Origin of the sequence: Blastococcus sp. DSM 46786, from assembly GCF_900109665.1 — a bacterium.
In the GTDB taxonomy this organism is placed as follows: Bacteria; Actinomycetota; Actinomycetes; order Mycobacteriales; family Geodermatophilaceae; genus Blastococcus; species Blastococcus carthaginiensis.
This window is the reverse complement of the sequence record NZ_FOAO01000037.1, coordinates 1-13,549: the sequence shown is the minus strand read 5'-3', so window position 1 is coordinate 13,549 and position 13,549 is coordinate 1. Positions and strand designations below refer to the sequence as shown.

Genomic DNA, 13,549 nt, shown 5'->3' with positions numbered 1-13,549 from the left:
GGTCGGCCTGGACCAGTACCAGGTCCGCCGCTACGACGCCTGGTACCGACACATCACCCTCGCCTGTTGGGCGCACGCCTTCCTCACCGTCACCCGCGCCGCCACCAGCGGCGAAAAAGGGGGGCCCCGGACCTGCGCGGCGAGCTGAGCGAGCTGTCACTGCCCGAGATCCGGCACCTGATCACCTGCCTGGTCTGGCCCCCGGAGCACGATCCACAACGGATCCTCCACTGGTCACACTGGCGCCGCAGACACCAAGCCCGGGCCCGCCGCTGCCACTACATCACCCGCGGCGCTGCCACTGAAGTGCGGCTGTAGTACTAGGGCCCCCGGCCACGACCAGGGAACTTGATCATGGCGTGTCCCCCCTCACGGTCTGCGGTGAGGGAGGACACCGCGGCGTGAGGGAGGACCGCGCTCAGAGGCCGAGGACGGCGTTCAGAGGCCGAGGACGGCGTTCAGAGGTCGAGGACGGCGTTCAGAGGCCGAGCTCGGCGCGGATCTCCTCGCTGTGCTCCCCCGCCCGGGGCACGCGGCCGACCGCGCCGGGCGTGCGCGAGAACCGCGGGGCGACGTCGGGCTGCCGGACGCCGTCGACCTCGACGAACACGCCCCGCGCCACGTTGTGCCGGTCCTCCGTGGCCTCCGCCAGCGACCAGACCGGTGCGACGCAGGCATCGGTGCCCTCGAAGACCTGCCACCACTCCGCCCGGGTGCGGGAGGCGAAGACGGCGGTGAACCGCTCCCGCAGCGCCGGCCACTGGCGGGGGTCCTCCCGCCGCGGCAGCGTCTCGTCCCCGGTCAGCCCGAGCCCCTCGAGCAGTGCGGCGTAGAACTGCTCCTCGAGCGCGCCGACGGCGAGGAACTGCCCGTCGGCGCAGCGGTAGACGTCGTAGAACGGCGCCCCGGTGTCCAGGAGGTTGCGGCCGCGGCGGTCGGTCCACACGCCGGCGTCCAGCATCCCGTGGATCATCGTCGTCAGGACGGCGGTGCCGTCGACGATCGCCGCGTCCACCACCTGCCCCTCCCCCGTCGCCCGGGCGCGGATCAGCGCCGCCAGGGCACCGAGGGCCAGGAACACCCCCCCGCCCCCGAAGTCGCCGAGCAGGTTCATCGGCGGGGCCGGCACCTCGTCCGGCCGGCCGCTGGCGCCCAGCGCGCCGGTCAGCGCGATGTACCCGATGTCGTGGCCGGCGCTGTGCGCGAGCGGGCCGGTCTGCCCCCAGCCGGTCATCCGGCCGTAGACCAGCGCCGGGTTCTCCCCCAGCAGCTCCTCCGGCCCGAGCCCCAGCCGCTCCATCACGCCCGGCCGGAAGCCCTCCAGCAGCACGTCGGCCCGGCGGACGAGGGCGCGCACCACCTCCAGGTCGGCCGGGTCCTTGAGGTCGAGGGCGATCGAGCGCTTGCCGCGGTCGAGCAGGGAGGTCGCGCCCAGCGAGCCCAGCAGCCCACCGCGGGCACCCCTGCGGTCGATGCGGACGACGTCGGCCCCGAGGTCGGCCAGCAGCATCCCGCAGAACGGGCCCGGCCCCAGCCCGGCGAACTCGACGACCCGCAGGCCCTCCAGCGGTCCCACGGCGGCCTCCCCTGCTCCGGGTCGCCCGCGTGCGACCCTCCCGGGGGCATGCTGCCCGACGTCCGATCCCGGAGGAGAGCCAGGTCACATGGCCTACCTGCTGGCCGCGCTCGGCGGGGCGCTGGGCGCGCTCGCGCGCTGGGGCCTGGCCGAGGCCTTCCCGCACTCCCCCGCCGGGCTGCCCTGGGCGACGCTCGGCGTGAACCTGACCGGCTGCCTGCTCCTCGGCGTGCTGACGTCGGTGCTGGTGGCCCGCGCACCGGGGTCGCCCTGGGCCCGCCCGTTCCTGGGCGTGGGGGTGCTCGGCGGCTTCACCACGTACTCGACCTTCGCGGTGGAGGTGGTGCGGCTGGCCGACGCGGGAGCCGCGGGCACCGCCGTCGTCTACGTCCTGGTCTCGGTGCTGGGAGGCGTCGCGGCCGCCGCCGTGGGGACGCTGGCCGGTCGTGCCCTCGCCGGAGCGCCCCGGTGACGCCGTGGCTGGTGGTCGCCGGGGCCCTGGTGGGCGCGCCGCTGCGCCTGCTGGCCGAGCGGATCGCGGTGAACCGGCGGGGCCCGGGCAGCGTCCTGGGCACGCTGTCGGTCAACGTGGTCGGCAGCGCCCTGCTGGGTCTGCTCTTGGGCGCCGCCGCCGTCCCTCCCTGGGTGACGGCGCTGGTGGGCGTCGGCCTCTGCGGCACCGTGACCACGTTCTCCACCTTCGGCACCGAGGTCGTCCGGCTGGCCGAGAGGCGCCGACCCGGCCGCGCGGCGGCGTACGTCGTCGCCACCGTGCTCCTGGGCCTGGCCGCCGCGGCGGCCGGGTTCGTGCTCGGCCGGACCATCTGACGGCCCCGTCCAGCGCGGTGATCCCTGGCTGGATAGGGTCTGGGGCGGTATGGCCGACAACGCGGAGCAGAGGATCGGGGCGGACAGCCCCGTCGTCGTCGTCGCCAATCGGTTGCCGGTCGACCAGGTCACCGATCCCGACGGCAGCACCCGGTGGCAGCGCAGCCCGGGCGGGCTGGTCACCGCGTTGGAGCCCTTCGTCGCCGGGCGGGGCGGGGCCTGGGTGGGCTGGTCCGGCTCCGCCGGTGACGCGGCCGAGCCGTTCGAGTCCGGGGGCATGTCGCTGATCCCGGTCGAGCTCAGCGAGGAGGAGGTCGACCGCTACTACGAGGGCATGTCGAACGCCTCGTTGTGGCCGCTGTACCACGACGTCGTGGAGAAGCCGGAGTACCACCGGACCTGGTGGGACGCCTACGTGCAGGTCAACAAGCGGTTCGCCGAGCGCGCCGCGGGCGTGGCCGCCGAGGGCGCCATCGTCTGGGTGCACGACTACCAGCTGCAGCTGGTGCCGGCCATGCTGCGCCAGCACCGCCCGGACCTGACGATCGGCTTCTTCCTGCACATCCCGTTCCCGCCGTACGAGCTGTTCACCCAGCTCCCGTGGCGGTCGGCGATCGTGGAGGGGCTGCTCGGCGCGGATCTCGTGGGCTTCCAGCGGCCGTCCGCGGCGGTGAACTTCGTCCAGCTCTCCCGGCGGCTGCACGACCTGCACTGCAGGCGCGACCAGATCGAGTACGACGGCCGCACGGTGGTGGCCAAGGCCTTCCCGATCTCCATCGACGTGCGGGCCTTCGACGAGCTCGCCTCCTCCCCCGAGGTGCTCGCCCGGGCCCGGGAGATCCGCGCCGAGCTGGGCAACCCGGCCAAGATCATCCTCGGCGTCGACCGGCTCGACTACACCAAGGGCATCAGCGTCCGGCTCAACGCGTTCCAGGAACTGCTCGAGGACGGCGCCCTCGAGGCGCCGGACACCGTGCTGGTGCAGGTGGCGACGCCCAGCCGGGAGCGCGTCGAGCACTACGTGCACATGCGCGAGACGATCGAGCAGCAGGTCGGCCACATCAACGGCGTCTACGGCTCCATCGCCGGGCCCGCCGTCCACTACTTCAACCAGTCGATGCCGCGCGAGGAGCTCGCCGCGCTGTACCGCGCCGCCGACGTCATGCTCGTGACGCCGTACCGCGACGGCATGAACCTGGTGGCGAAGGAGTACGTCGCCGCGCGCGGGGACCTCGGTGGCGCCCTGGTGCTGTCGGAGTTCGCCGGCGCCGCGGCCGAGCTGCGGCAGGCCTTCCTGGTCAACCCGCACGACATCGCCAGCGTCAAGAACCAGCTGGTGCGGGCCCTGCGCATCGAGCCGGGCGAGGCGGCCAAGCGGATGCGCAGCATGCGCCGGCACCTGTTCCGCAACGACCTCGACCACTGGGCGAGCTCGTTCTTCGAGGCGCTGCGGGGGCAGGCGTGACCTCCCCCGGCCTCGACGAGGCGCTGACGGCGTTCGCCGCCCGCCGGCCCCTCCTGGTGGCCACCGACTACGACGGCGTCCTGGCGCCGCTCCGCGACGACCCGTCGGCCGCCGTCCCCCAGCCGGGGGTCGCCGAGGTGCTGTCGCGGCTGGCCGCGGCCGACGGCGTCACGGTCGCCCTGATCAGCGGCCGCGGGCTGGACGACCTGCGCCGCACCAGCGGGCTGCAGGGTGCCTTCCGCTGGATCGGCAGCCACGGGGCGGAGTTCGACGGTCCGCTCGCCGGAGCCGACGCGGGCCGGCGGGACGAGCTCGCCGGCGTGCTGCGGCCGCTCGTCGAGGGCACACCCGGCGCCCGGCTGGAGGTGAAGCCGGCGAGCGTCGCCGTCCACGTGCGGCAGGTCGCCGACCGGGTGCTCGCCGCCGGGCTCCTGGAGCAGGCTCGCGAGGCGGTGGATCCGTCACTGACGCTGAAGCCGGGCAAGGACGTCCTCGAGGTGGCGGTCACCGACGCGCACAAGGGCGCGGCGGTGCAGCGGCTCGTCGGGGAACTGGACGTCGCCGCCGCGCTCTACCTGGGGGACGACGTCACCGACGAGGACGCCTTCCGGGTGCTCGGACCCGACGACCTGACCGTGAAGGTGGGCGAGGGCGAGACGGTGGCCCGCCACCGCGTGCCGGGGCCGGAGGCCGTCGTCGGCTTCCTCGGGGCGCTCGCCGACCAGCTGGGCTGAGCCCTTGCCGCGGCCGGCGTGTCGGGCCGCACCCGGGACCGACCGGATCGCCGTGCGGCGGTCACCGGCCGCTTCGGTGTCGACATGGCCGCTCTGCTCGAGCAGAAAGTGCACACATGCGCCGGCGCATCGTCGCCTCGCCGTCTCGGCGGTGTCGATTCGTCGCGCGCCCGGAGATGCTGACCGAATGGTCGCGTCACGATTCCGGAATGCGGGTGTGCAATGGGTTCGGCCGCCGGATGGAGTCACAACAATGAGCGAGCCGCCACACCGGCGTCTTTCTCTTTCCCAGGACGGTCCACCGTGCACGCACCCTCCCCCTCCCCCGTCGACCGGCGGCGTGCCGGATGGTTCGCCGACCGCCGCCTCGGCGTCAAGTTCGGCATCCTGATCGCCGTCGTCGTCACCGCCTTCGCCGGCCTGCTCTCCGCGGTGCTGGTCGGCAACGCCTCGGTGCGCGACGCGAACACCGAACTGGCGGACCTGAACGAGGCGCAGGAGCTGGTGCTGCAGCTCGACACCCGGGCCAGCGAGCTCAAGGTGGACGGCTTCAAGACGCTGGTCCGGGAGGACCCCGAGGCGCAGCTGGCCGAGCTCGCCGACGACATCGCCACCCCGCAGGGCATGCTCGCCGAGCTGGACACCATCCCGCTCACCGGCCCGGCTGCCGACTCGGTGGCCGGTCTGGCCGACAGCTTCGGCGCCTACACCGACGCGATCTCCGCCTGGGTCGACCTCGCGGTCGCCGACCCGGCGGCGATGCGTGGGCGCTGGGAGGAGATCCAGGCGGCGAACGACCTGTCCGACGGGGCCGTCAGCGAGGCCAAGGACGTGCTGGCCGCGGAGAGCGACGCCGCACAGGCGCGCCTGGACGACGCCCTGGCCCAGGCGGCGGTCACGGCGGAGGTCGCGGCGGGCCTGGGCATCGTGGTGATCATCGCGATCAGCGTGCTCACGCTGCGCTCGGTCACCCGGCCGGTCCAGCGGGTCAAGGAGTCGCTCGAGGCGCTGGCGCAGGGCGACCTGACCGTCGCCACGGGCGTCACCTCGCGGGACGAGGTCGGCCAGATGGCGGCGTCGTTGGATGCGGCGCAGGCCAGCCTGCGCGAGGTCCTGAGCAACGTCGCCGACTCGGCCACCGCGGTCGCCGCCTCCTCGGAGGAGCTGTCGGCCAGCTCGGCGCAGATCTCGGCATCGGCGGAGGAGACCTCCACGCAGTCCGGTGTCGTGGCGAGCGCGGCGGAGGAGGTGTCGCGCAGCGTGGAGACCGTGGCGGCGGGTGCGGAGCAGATGGGTGCCTCGATCCGGGAGATCTCGCAGAACGCCGCCGAGGCCTCGGAGGTGGCGGCCCGTGCGGTGACGGCGGCGGAGACGACGACGGCGACGGTGGCGAAGTTGGGGGAGTCCAGCGCGGAGATCGGCAACGTCGTCAAGGTGATCACCAGCATCGCGGAGCAGACCAATCTGCTGGCGTTGAACGCCACGATCGAGGCCGCGCGCGCCGGTGAGGCCGGGAAGGGCTTCGCGGTGGTGGCCAACGAGGTCAAGGAGCTGGCGCAGGAGACGGCGAAGGCCACCGAGGACATCGCCAAGCGCGTGCTGGCCATCCAGGGCGACACCACCGCCGCCGTCTCGGCGATCGAGGAGATCAGCTCGATCGTCGCACAGATCTCCGACCGGCAGACCACCATCGCCAGCGCGGTGGAGGAGCAGACGGCGACCACCAGCGAGATGAGCCGGTCGGTGCAGGAGGCCGCCGGCGGCACCGGGGAGATCGCCGCGAACATCACGGGCGTCTCGACCGCCGCGGACTCCACGACGCAGGCGCTGACCCAGACCCGGATCGCGGTGGACGAGCTGTCGCAGATGGCGGCCGACCTGCGCACGACGGTGGGGCGCTTCACCTACTGACGCACACCGCACGCGCACCCGGAGGCGGGGGCGCCCGACCATCCCGGTCGGGCGCCCCCGCCTTTTCCACGCATGCGCCGGTCGACATGTCGGCCGACCGGAGAATGGTGACCAGCCAATCTTGACCGATGTAAGCGACACGTACTTCCTCAGCGCTGAGGAATATCCGCAGCAGGACACGATCCCCGTGTACGAGCACCATTCCGGAAAGCACGGGCCGGACCATCGGCCCACCCGCTCGAGAACGGGGAACACCGCATGTCCGCACCACGGCTCTGGTATCGCGATCGCGGGATCGGAACACGCATCTTCGCGGTGAGCGCCGCCCTCCTCATGGGAATCCTGGCCGCCACGGTCACCGGCATCAACGGCACCCAGCGCATCGCCGAACTGCACGCCGAGGCCCGGGACGCCGTCGCCGCCCAGCGCGCCGTGGAGGCGGCCCGCTACGACCTGCTCTGGGCTGCGAACTGGCAGAACATCACCGCCTGGAAGGCCCGTGTCGAGGGCGGGGCCACCGCTGCCGCGCCCGACGGGGACAACGTGGCCGCCTACCGCGACGGCGCCGCCGGCTTCGAGGCGCTGTTCGACATCGACCGCAGCCTGCTCGACGCCGGTGCGCGGGAGAGCCTCGACGTCATCCAGCAGAACTGGACCGTCATGAGCGACTACAACGAGGAGATCTTCCAGCTCTGGGCGCAGGGCCGGCTCGACGAGGGCGACGCGCTCTCCACCGGTGAGAAGTGGGACGTCTTCTACGTCCTGGACCAGGCCGTGGTCGAGCTCGTGGAGTCGGTCGACGCCCGCGTCGCCGCCACGGAGGCGGCGGTCGCCGACGCCCGCAGCGAGACCCGGCTCGTGTCGGTGCTCGTCGCGCTCGCCGCGGCGCTGCTGGGCGCCGGCCTTGCCTTCCTGGTCTCCCGCGGCATCGTCCGCGGCATCCGCGAGGTGCAGGGTGCGCTGCAGCGGCTGGCGGACAACGACCTCACCGTCCGCCTGCCCGTCCGCGGGCGGGACGAGGTGGGCCAGATGGCCGAGGCGCTGAACACCGCGGCGGGCGGCATGGCCGACACCGTGGCCCAGATCGTGGGTTCGGCCGGTGCCGTGGCGGCGTCGGCGGAGGAGCTGAGCGCCTCCTCGGCGCAGATCGCGTCGTCGGCGGAGGAGACCAGCGCGCAGTCGGGGGTGGTGTCCTCGGCGGCCGACGAGGTCTCGCGCAGCGTCGCGACGGTCGCGGCGGGTGCGGAGCAGATGGGTGCCTCGATCCGGGAGATCTCGCAGAACGCGGCCGAGGCCTCGGAGGTGGCGGCGCGTGCGGTGACGGCGGCGGAGACGACGACGGCGACGGTGGCGAAGCTGGGGGAGTCGAGCGCGGAGATCGGCAACGTGGTGAAGGTCATCACGAGCATCGCGGAGCAGACGAACCTGCTGGCGTTGAACGCCACGATCGAGGCCGCGCGGGCCGGTGAGGCGGGCAAGGGCTTCGCGGTGGTGGCCAACGAGGTGAAGGAGTTGGCGCAGGAGACGGCGAAGGCGACCGAGGACATCGCCAAGCGCGTGCTGGCGATCCAGGGTGACACGACGGCGGCGGTGGCCGCGATCGGGGAGATCTCCCAGATCGTCGCGCAGATCTCCGACCGGCAGACCACCATCGCCAGCGCGGTGGAGGAGCAGACGGCGACGACGAACGAGATGTCGCGGTCGGTGCAGGAGGCCGCGGGTGGCACGACGCAGATCGCGGAGAACATCACCAGCGTCTCCACGGCGGCCGGCACGACGACCCAGGCGCTGACCCAGACCCGCAGCGCGGTCGACGAGCTGTCCCGGATGGCCGCCGACCTGCGCACCACGGTGGGTCGCTTCAGCTACTGACGTCCCCACACCAGGTCTGCGGTGAATGGTGCGGCGGGAGCCCGCGGTCATGTCCGACCGTGGGCTCCCGTCCGTGACGATGGCCCCCGACGCGGCCAATGGCCGGCGAATTGTCGACAAGGCCACGGTGGCGAACAGGTGGCCGTGCATTCTTCGAAATGCACCGCGACACACCTCGCGGTCATTCCTCGAACGGTGCCGGGAGCAGATCCTCGACCCATGCGCGGTCGAATTCCGCGCTCCCGCATCCGAGCCAGGAGCCACCTATGAGCACCACACCCATTCGTCGCCGCCGGCGTATCGCCGACATCGGGGTGACGACGAAGATCGTCGGCGCCGTCGCCGTCGCCGGTCTGGCCGCCGCAGCGGTCGGCACGCTGGGGCTGCAGTCGCTGGGCAGCACGGCGGACCAGACGCAGGAGATGTACGCCTCCGACGTCCGCGGCGTCGACCTGGCGCAGGAGATGCGCGTGCAGCTCATGACCATCCGGTTCATGGGCATGAACCGCGCGATGGCCACCGACCCGGCGATGGTGGAGAAGTACACCGTGGGCCGGGCCGACGCCCACGAGGCCCTCGTCACGGCGGGCGAGACCTTCCTGGCCGACACCGCTCCCACGTCGGCGCAGCGGACGACCGTCGAGGAGTCCATCGCGGGGCTCGAGACGTACTTCGACCTCAACGACCAGCTCGACCAGCTCAAGCTCGCCGGCGACATGACGGCCTGGTACCAGCTGCGCGACGGCCAGGTGTCCCCGCTGATGACCGAGATCGTCGGGAACCTCGACGAGCTCACCGAGAGCAAGAAGACCCAGGCGGCGAGCCTCGCGGCCGACGCCGACGACGCCTACCAGACCACCCGCAGCACCCTGCTCGCCGTCCTCGTCGCCGGCCTGCTGGCGGCCCTCGCCGGCGGCTACTGGACCGCCCGCTCCATCAGCCGCGCGCTCGGCCGGGTGCGGGACACCGCGGTGCGGCTGGCCGGCGGCGACCTGACGACGACGACCGGGCTCGACCAGCGCGACGAGGTCGGGCAGACCGCCGCCGCCCTGGACACCGCCGTGGCCGATCTGCGCGCGGTGCTCTCCTCGGTCGTCGACTCCGCCGATGCGGTGGCGGCCAGCTCGGAGGAGCTCTCGGCGTCGTCGGCGCAGATCTCCTCGTCGGCGCAGGAGACCTCGGCGCAGTCCGGTGTCGTGGCGGGTGCGGCCGACGAGGTGTCGCGCAACGTGCAGACCGTCGCGGCCGGCGCCGAGCAGATGGGTGCCTCGATCCGGGAGATCGCCAGCAACGCGGCCGAGGCCTCCGAGGTGGCCGCTCGTGCGGTGACCGCCGCGGAGACCACGACGGCGACGGTGGCGAAGCTGGGGGAGTCCAGCGCGGAGATCGGCAACGTAGTCAAGGTCATCACCAGCATCGCCGAGCAGACCAACCTGCTGGCGTTGAACGCCACGATCGAGGCCGCCCGGGCGGGCGAGGCGGGCAAGGGCTTCGCGGTCGTCGCCAACGAGGTCAAGGAGCTGGCGCAGGAGACGGCGAAGGCGACCGAGGACATCGCCAAGCGCGTCCTGGCCATCCAGGGCGACACCACCGCCGCCGTCTCGGCGATCGAGGAGATCAGCACGATCGTCGCGCAGATCTCCGACCGGCAGACCACCATCGCCTCCGCGGTGGAGGAGCAGACGGCGACCACCAACGAGATGTCCCGCTCGGTGCAGGAGGCCGCCGACGGCACCGGTCAGATCGCCGCGAACATCACCAACGTGTCCGGTGCGGCGGACTCCACCACCCAGGCGCTGACCCAGACCCGCACCGCCGTCGACGAGCTGTCCCGGATGGCCGCCGACCTGCGCACCACCGTCGGACGGTTCAGCTACTGACCCCACCTGTTCCTCCGGAGCACGCCGGTGGTGGCCCGCGGCCACCGCCGGCGTGCTCCGTTCCAGGACCCATCCGGCATCGGGCACGGCTGGCACCACGGTGCGGCCGGGGCCGGGAGCGACCGCTCGAGCTCAGATGCGCAGCAGGTCAGCGGTCGGCAGGCCTGTCGGCGCGGGACCCGGCCGGGCGAAGAGGAACCCCTGGGCGTACCGGCAGCCGAGCTGCCGCAGCACGTCGGCCTGCTCGGGCCGCTCGACGCCTTCGACCACCACGTGGAGCCCGAGATCGGCGCCCAGGGCCAGCAGCGCGCGCATGAACCGCTCCGTGTCCGGGTTGGTGTCCAGGTCACCCGTGAAGCCGCGGTCGATCTTCAGGTACTGCAGGGGGATCTGGCGCAGGTGCACCAGCGAGGAGTACCCGGTGCCGAAGTCGTCCAGCGCCAGGCCGGCGCCGAGACCCCGGAGGCGGGCAGCCACCGCCCGGGCGACGGGTAGGTCCGCCAGCAGCGAGTCCTCCGTGATCTCGAGGACCAGCTGTCCCGGGGCCAGTGCGTGCCGGGAGATGACCCCGGCCACGGCATCGGGGAAGCTCGGGTCGGCGATCATCGCCGGTGGGATGTTGACGCTCGCCCTCAGCGAACGGTGGCCGACCTCCACCGACCAGCGGGCCAGCTGGGCGGCTGCGACCTCCAGGACGTGGGCCGTGAGCTCCGGCAGCAGATCGGCTCGGGCCGCCATCGGCACGAACACGTCCGGGGGGATGTCCTCGCCGTCGTGCCGCCACCGTGCGAGCGCCTCGAACGCGACGGGCGCACCGCTGCGCAGATCGATGATCGGCTGGTAGACGACGTCGATCCCGCCCGTGCTGACGGCTCGACGGAGGGGGTCGCGCAGCGCCAGGTCCCGCGCTGCGGGCAACGTCATGACCGGGTCGTAGCGCACGACGCGGTGCTTGCCGGCCCCCTTCGCGGAGTACATGGCGATGTCGGCGTGGCTGAGCAGGGTCTCAGCGGCGACGGGTTCGTCCTGGGCGGCCAGGTCCGCCACCCCCATGCTCACCGCGGCGGTGAGCTGCGCGCCGCCCTGGGCGATCACGAAGGGCTCGTGCATGCTGGCGAGGATCCGCCGCCCGGTGACCAGCGGATCGCCGCCGTCCTCGAGCAGGACGGCGAACTCGTCCCCGCTGAGCCGAGCCAGGGTGTCACCGGCACGCAGGGCGCCGAGGACGCGGTCCCCCACGCGCACGAGCAGGTCGTCGCCCGCGGCGTGGCCCAGGCGGTCGTTGACCGCCTTGAAGTCGTCCAGGTCGAACAGCAGGACCGCCACCGGCCGGTGATCCCGGAGGTGCAGGTCCACCGCGTGCTGCAGGCGGTCGAGGAACATCGCGCGGTTGGGCAGGCCCGTGAGCTGGTCGTGCAGGGCGAGCCGGTGCAGTTCGACCGACCGCTCCTCGGCCTCTGCCCGGAGCGCCTCGGCCTCCAGCACCCGGCCGAGCAGATCGGCCAGCAGCCGGAGCACGGGCGCGTGGTCCAGCAGGCTCGCGGGTTGGATCTCCGGGTCCAGCCCGCAGATGGTGCCGAAGAGGCTGCCGTCACCCGCGCGGATCGGGACGCCGACGTAGGCCCCGATCCGCAGCTCGCGCGTGACGCCGGCGGCCGCGAACCGGGGGACCGCCATCGCGTCGGGTGCGATCTGCGGGGCTTCACCGGTCACCATGAACTGGCAGTACGAGTCGGACCAGCCGTGGGAGTCGCCGACCGTCCGGCCGTACACGTCGTCCTGGACCGAGACGTAGACCTGCCGCCCGTCCTCCTGCCGGCTGACCGACCAGAAGCCGAGGGGAACGGACGCCTTGAGGTAGCGGACCACCTCCGTGCACGCGTCCTCGAAGCTCATCAGCGGCAGTGACGATTCCAGCCGCACGGCGCTCTCCTCTGTCGTCGGGACCCGGGAACATCCCGCATCCGGAACGGGATCGGCCTCTGCTGGGGACAGGTTGAGCACGATCACCCCGGGGGAGGGAGCCGCGCCCACGAAGTCTCGTGAACGGCCGCCGTCCCCTGCGCCGCGAGCTGACGTCCCGCGCCGCGCACGGTGATCCCCCGATCATGTGGAACAGCGTCATGTCGACATCTCCGGGAACGGTCACCGACCAATCTTCCGCAGCGCGCCCGACACGCCGGAATGGCGGGATGCCCTCGATTCGGTGGTGCCCTACATTTCGCGCGTCGCCGAATGGCGAAAAGGACCGCACCGTCGTCGTCCATCCGGCTGCGACGAGAGCCCGCTCTTCTCCCGCACGTCCCTCTTCTGTTCCGGAGAACCGTCATGACCGCCATTCCCCGTACTCCGACCGCCGCGGAGCCCACCCGGTCGCTGCTCTCCCGTTGGGGCGACCGGTCGGTGACGTTCAAGGTGCTCACCGCGGTGTCGGTCACCGCGGCGGTGGCCGGAGGCATCGGCGCCCTCGGCATCTCCGGGATGAGCGCCGCCGCCGACGACGCCGACCGGCTGTACTCCGACAACCTCCAGGGCGCCGTCCAGGCGGCGGCCATGGACCAGCTGCTGAGCGACATGCGCGTCACCGCCCGGGACGCGCTCATCGTCGCGACGCCGGAGGAGACCCTCGACAAGCTCGCGGCGGTCGAGGGCTACGTGGCCGACTTCCACGAGGCGCTCGACGCATACGCGGCCGGGACCACGCAGCCGGCGAAGCTGGCCATGGTCGAGGAGATGACGGCCGACATCGACGAGTACCTCGCCGTCCAGACGGGCGTCCTCGCCCCGCTGGCGATCGCCGGCGACGTCCGGGGCTGGGTGGCAACCAACGCGGAGGAGGCCGGGCCGATCGGCGACGAACTCGCCGGGGACCTGCAGGAGCTCCGGGACATGGAGATGGCGCAAGCGGAGGCGGCAGCCACCGAGGTGCGGGACGCCTTCGAGTCCAACCGGACCCTCACGCTCGTCGTCATGGCCGCGGGCATCGCCCTCGCCCTGGCGCTGGGCTGGTTCGTGGCCGGCGGGGTCGCCCGCGCCGCTCGCCGGGTACAGGACGTGACCGAGGCGCTGGCGAAGGGTGACCTGACCAGGACCAGCGGTCTCGAGTCGAAGGACGAGATGGGCCGCATGGGTCAGGCGCTGGACGAGGCCGTGGTGAACCTGCGGTCGGTGATGGCGACGGTGGTGTCCTCGGCGGATGCGGTGGCGGCCAGCAGCGAGGAGCTGTCGGCTTCGTCGGCGCAGATCTCGGCGGGTGCGGAGGAGACCGCGGCGCAGTCGGGTG

Annotated in this window: 10 protein-coding genes and 1 pseudogene; 9 read left to right on the top strand and 2 right to left on the bottom strand. The window is 72.7% G+C overall.

Annotated features, from left to right (window positions below; translation table 11 throughout):
- Positions 1–148: pseudogene (locus tag BMW62_RS22350) on the top strand (IS701 family transposase); the annotation flags it as partial.
- Positions 149–478: 330 nt separating this feature from the next.
- On the opposite strand, the gene BMW62_RS21790 reads toward BMW62_RS22350, so the two are convergent.
- Entirely contained in the window at positions 479–1,576 is a 1,098-nt protein-coding gene (locus tag BMW62_RS21790) for a CaiB/BaiF CoA transferase family protein (RefSeq protein ID WP_091935751.1), read from the bottom strand.
- 88 nt (positions 1,577–1,664) lie between these two features.
- Here BMW62_RS21790 and crcB point away from each other — a divergent pair, with 88 nt between their 5' ends.
- The 7 genes from crcB to BMW62_RS21755 all read left to right on the top strand — a co-directional run bounded on the left by crcB (position 1,665) and on the right by BMW62_RS21755 (position 10,266).
- Positions 1,665–2,048, top strand: coding sequence for a fluoride efflux transporter CrcB (gene crcB, locus BMW62_RS21785; protein ID WP_091935748.1), 384 nt, complete (start codon positions 1,665–1,667; stop codon positions 2,046–2,048).
- Positions 2,045–2,404, top strand: a complete 360-nt coding sequence (locus BMW62_RS21780; protein WP_091935743.1) for a fluoride efflux transporter FluC — start codon at positions 2,045–2,047, stop codon at positions 2,402–2,404. Before crcB ends, BMW62_RS21780 begins: the two co-directional genes overlap by 4 nt.
- A 49-nt stretch (positions 2,405–2,453) precedes the next feature.
- The gene (locus tag BMW62_RS21775; RefSeq protein ID WP_091935739.1) at positions 2,454–3,869 is read left to right on the top strand and encodes an alpha,alpha-trehalose-phosphate synthase (UDP-forming); all 1,416 of its coding nucleotides are present in this window, start codon (positions 2,454–2,456) and stop codon (positions 3,867–3,869) included.
- Positions 3,866–4,603, top strand: a complete 738-nt coding sequence (gene otsB, locus BMW62_RS21770) for a trehalose-phosphatase (protein ID WP_091935736.1) — start codon at positions 3,866–3,868, stop codon at positions 4,601–4,603. The genes BMW62_RS21775 and otsB overlap by 4 nt, the downstream gene beginning before the upstream one ends.
- A 303-nt stretch (positions 4,604–4,906) precedes the next feature.
- The gene (locus tag BMW62_RS21765; protein WP_244524217.1) at positions 4,907–6,514 is read left to right on the top strand and encodes a methyl-accepting chemotaxis protein; all 1,608 of its coding nucleotides are present in this window, start codon (positions 4,907–4,909) and stop codon (positions 6,512–6,514) included.
- 258 nt (positions 6,515–6,772) lie between these two features.
- The gene (locus BMW62_RS21760) at positions 6,773–8,386 is read left to right on the top strand and encodes a methyl-accepting chemotaxis protein (RefSeq protein ID WP_091935729.1); all 1,614 of its coding nucleotides are present in this window, start codon (positions 6,773–6,775) and stop codon (positions 8,384–8,386) included.
- 266 nt (positions 8,387–8,652) lie between these two features.
- The gene (locus BMW62_RS21755) at positions 8,653–10,266 is read left to right on the top strand and encodes a methyl-accepting chemotaxis protein (RefSeq protein ID WP_091935724.1); all 1,614 of its coding nucleotides are present in this window, start codon (positions 8,653–8,655) and stop codon (positions 10,264–10,266) included.
- Positions 10,267–10,398: 132 nt separating this feature from the next.
- Here the strand turns inward: BMW62_RS21755 and BMW62_RS21750 are convergent, their stop codons facing one another.
- Positions 10,399–12,189 carry a bifunctional diguanylate cyclase/phosphodiesterase gene (locus BMW62_RS21750; RefSeq protein WP_091935721.1) on the bottom strand — a complete coding sequence of 597 codons (1,791 nt, stop codon included), beginning with the start codon at positions 12,187–12,189 and terminating at the stop codon, positions 10,399–10,401.
- Between the two features lie 405 nt (positions 12,190–12,594).
- Here BMW62_RS21750 and BMW62_RS21745 point away from each other — a divergent pair.
- On the top strand, positions 12,595–13,549 hold a 955-nt coding region (locus BMW62_RS21745; protein WP_170852520.1), incomplete at its 3' end, for a Tar ligand binding domain-containing protein.